Source organism: Polaromonas sp. P1_G2 (genome assembly GCF_056405515.1).
Genome location: NZ_JBFUBY010000470.1, coordinates 1 through 1,892 on the forward strand (window position 1 = coordinate 1; position 1,892 = coordinate 1,892).

General features: G+C 63.5%; 2 protein-coding genes. Both read left to right on the plus strand.

All coding sequences use genetic code 11. From position 1 onward, the window contains the following. Window positions 1–951 (plus strand): 5'-nucleotidase (locus tag AC1D0P_RS25315; protein ID WP_477679253.1); only part of this gene is annotated, 951 nt, incomplete at its 5' end. Window positions 952–976: 25 nt separating this feature from the next. Then, a partial coding sequence (locus AC1D0P_RS25320; protein WP_477679254.1) for an ABC transporter ATP-binding protein/permease occupies window positions 977–1,892 on the plus strand: 916 nt, incomplete at its 3' end.

Below are 1,892 nucleotides of genomic sequence, written 5' to 3' on the forward strand. Positions count from 1 at the left end.
GGTCAGCTCGTGGTGGCGATTTCGTCGCGCGCGCTGTTTGATTTCGAGGAAGAAAACCTCGTCTTTGAAACCGGCATGACGGCCGCACCGCCGCCCGGCGTCAAAAAAGACGCGGCCTACATGAAGCTGCAGCTCGAACGCCTGGACGTGCCGGCCAAGCCCGGCGTCGCCTTCTCGCTCGTCAAAAAGCTGCTGGCCTTCAACGATGCCCCCGAAAGCGCCGGCGAAGCCGCCAGCCCCGCGGCGCCCGCGCAGCGTGTGGAAGTCGTGATCCTTTCGCGCAACGACCCGGTCTCGGGCATGCGCGTATTCCGCTCGGCCCAGCACTACGGCCTCAAGATTGAGCGCGGCACCTTCAACCGCGGCGAAGCGCCCTGGCGCTACCTCAAGCCCCTGCACGCCAACCTGTTTTTGTCGGCTCACCTGAGCGACGTGCGCGACGCGCTGGCCGCCGGCGTGCCGGCCGCGCAGGTCTACCCCCATTCGGTGCGCGCCAGTGACGCCCACCCCAACGAAGTGCGCATCGCCTTCGACGGCGACGCGGTGCTGTTCTCCGATGAGGCCGAGCGCGTGTTCCAGGCCCAGGGCCTTTCCGCCTTCCAGCAGCATGAGCGCGACAAGGCTTCGCAGCCGCTGCTGGCCGGCCCCTTCAAGCCCTTGCTCGAAGCGCTGCACCGGCTGCAGCAGGTCGGCACCTCGCACATGCGCATACGCACCGCGCTGGTCACCGCGCGCAGCGCCCCGGCGCACGAACGCGCCATCCGCACGCTGATGGAGTGGAACATCGAGGTCGACGAGGCCATGTTCCTGGGCGGCCTGGCCAAGGGCGAGTTCCTGCGCGAGTTCGAGCCCGACTTCTTCTTTGACGACCAGACCGGCCACGTCCATTCCGCCGCCCAGCACGTGCCCTCGGGCCATGTGGCCAGCGGCGTTTCGAACCAGCTTTCCTGAATCTGAAAACAAAAAGATGTCCACCATGACCCAGACACCCGCCTCCGGCCTGTTCGCCAAACTCAGCGCTTTCCGGCGTTTGGTGGGGCGCGTAGTGGCGCTGGCCGCGCCCTATTTCCGCTCCGAAGAAAAATGGAAAGCACGCGGCCTGCTGCTGGCCATCGTGCTGCTCAACCTCGGCACGGTCTACATGGCGGTGCAGTTCAACGACTGGTACCGCGTGTTTTACGACGCGCTTGAAAAACGCGACCAGACTGTCTTCTGGCAGCAGATGGGCCGCTTCAGCTACCTCGCCTTTGGCGCGATCATCATTGCCGTCTACAAGTTCTACCTGACCCAGCTGCTTCAAATGCGCTGGCGCGCCTGGATGACACGCGACTACCTGCGCCGCTGGCTGTCACACCAGGCTTTCTACAAGATGGAGCTCGCGCGTTATTCGGCTGCCATCGACATCAACGCCAGCCCCGACAACCCGGACCAGCGGATCCAGGAAGACGTGCACTCTTTCACCACGTCCACGATTTCATTGACGATGGGCGTGCTCAACGCGGTCGTGACGCTGGTCAGTTTTGTCGGCATCCTCTGGACACTGTCCGGTCCGTTTGGGTTCACCCTGGGCGGCAGCAGCTACAGCATCCCAGGCTACATGGTCTGGGCCGCGGTCGCCTATTGCCTGGTCGGGAGTGTGCTGGCTCATTACATCGGCAGGCCGCTGATCAAGCTCAACTTCATGCAGCAGCGCTACGAGGCCAACCTTCGCCATCATCTGGTACGGGTTCGGGAATACAGCGAGCCCATCGCGCTGGATCATGGCGAGGCTGTGGAACGCGGCCAGCTCGACGGGCGATTCTCGACAGTGCTGGCAAATTACCTGAACCTGATACGCGCCAACAAAAAACTCATCTGGTTCCAGAGCTTCTTCGGCCAGGCCGCCGTAATTT